The 1,324-nt window shown below is 61.9% G+C and carries 1 protein-coding gene; it reads right to left on the reverse strand.

Annotated features, from left to right (window positions below; all coding sequences use genetic code 11):
- Positions 1-219: 219 nt before the first annotated feature.
- On the reverse strand, positions 220-1,182 hold the full coding sequence (locus tag XAXN_RS09550; protein WP_054319368.1) for an IS5 family transposase: 963 nt from the start codon (positions 1,180-1,182) through the stop codon (positions 220-222).
- Positions 1,183-1,324 lie beyond the last annotated feature (142 nt).

Below are 1,324 nucleotides of genomic sequence, written 5' to 3' on the forward strand. Positions count from 1 at the left end.
AGCTCATGTGGAAACCGCCGTGGCCATCAGTACCCCGATCGAAGTGTCGGTCCAGCGTGGGCTGGACCTCCAACACGAACAGTTAAGGCAACGCTGATCAAGCCCCGTTCCCGCGTTTCGCGGGAGGTTGGATGCACATAGACGATGGGGCGCGTAGATCGCTTTGCCCATTCAGGGCAATCCCGGTGATCGAGGCCTCTGTTGGGAGGCCTCTGTGCTTCATGTGGGCAACCTTGCGCGCGCCAGGTAGAGGTTGGCCAGCCCCAAGGCCACGAAGCTGCGCGTCGCATTCTTCTGCAAGCCCCGATAGCGCACCTTGTTGAAGCCCCACAGCCGTTTGATCACCGCAAACACGTGCTCGACCCGTGCTCGGATCCGCGACTTGTTGCGGTTCTTTCCTCGCTGTACTTCGTCAACCTGGCCGCCTCGCCTGGTCCGTTGATTGGTGAAGTCTTTCGCCTTGGGCGCATGCGCCTGGATCAGCGTCTTCTGGCTGGCATAGGCACTATCTCCATACACCCGCCGCTCATCGCCATGTAGCAGCTCTTCCAACAGATGCTTGTCATGCACGTTGGCCGCCGTCACCGCCGCGCTGTGGGCCAGGCCCGTGCGGCTGTCCACGCCAATGTGCAGCTTCATCCCGAAGTACCACTGCTGTCCTTTGCGGGTCTGGTGCATCTCCGGATCGCGCTCCTTCTTGACGTTCTTGGTCGAACTGGGCGCGCCAATCAGCGTGGCGTCCACGATCGTCCCGGTGCCCAGCTTCAGGCCCTGCTTCTCCAGTTCCTGGTTCACCTGCAAGAACAGCTCCGCGCCGAGGTCGTGGGTCTCAAGCAAGCGCCGGAACTTCAGCAGCGTGGTCGCATCGGGCACCCGCTCACAGCCCAGGTCGATGCCCACGAACCGGCGTAGCGCGGTGCTGTCCAGCAACGCCTCCTCGCAGGCCTGGTCGGCCAGATTGAACCACTGCTGGACGAAGTACATCCGCAGCATCCGCTCCAGGCCAACTGGATGGCGACCTTTGCCGGCCCTGGGATAGTGCGGGGCGATCACCGCGCACAGTGCCATCCACGGCACCAGCGTCTCCATCCGTGCCAGGAACACATCGCGCCGCGTCGGGCGACGGTACTGTTCAAACCCGTTGCCCTGGTCAGCTGACATTGCCAAGGTCCGCTGCTTCATCGGCTTGCACCACCATCGCTGCGAAGCACTTATCCTCGCATCTTTGGAACTTGATCAGCGTTGCCCTAAAGGTCCGTGGCAGGAGCTTCGACCCTTCCTCTGAGCGTACTGATCCCGATGTCCAGAAAGCCCTGGAATTGGT

The organism is Xanthomonas axonopodis (assembly GCF_001304695.1).
Lineage (GTDB): Bacteria > Pseudomonadota > Gammaproteobacteria > Xanthomonadales > Xanthomonadaceae > Xanthomonas > Xanthomonas axonopodis.

Excerpts from the sequence above, each read along its gene's own strand:
- XAXN_RS09550 (WP_054319368.1), bottom strand. The coding sequence starts at position 1,182 with ATGAAGCAGCGGACCTTGGCAATGTCAGCTGACCAGGGCAACGGGTTT.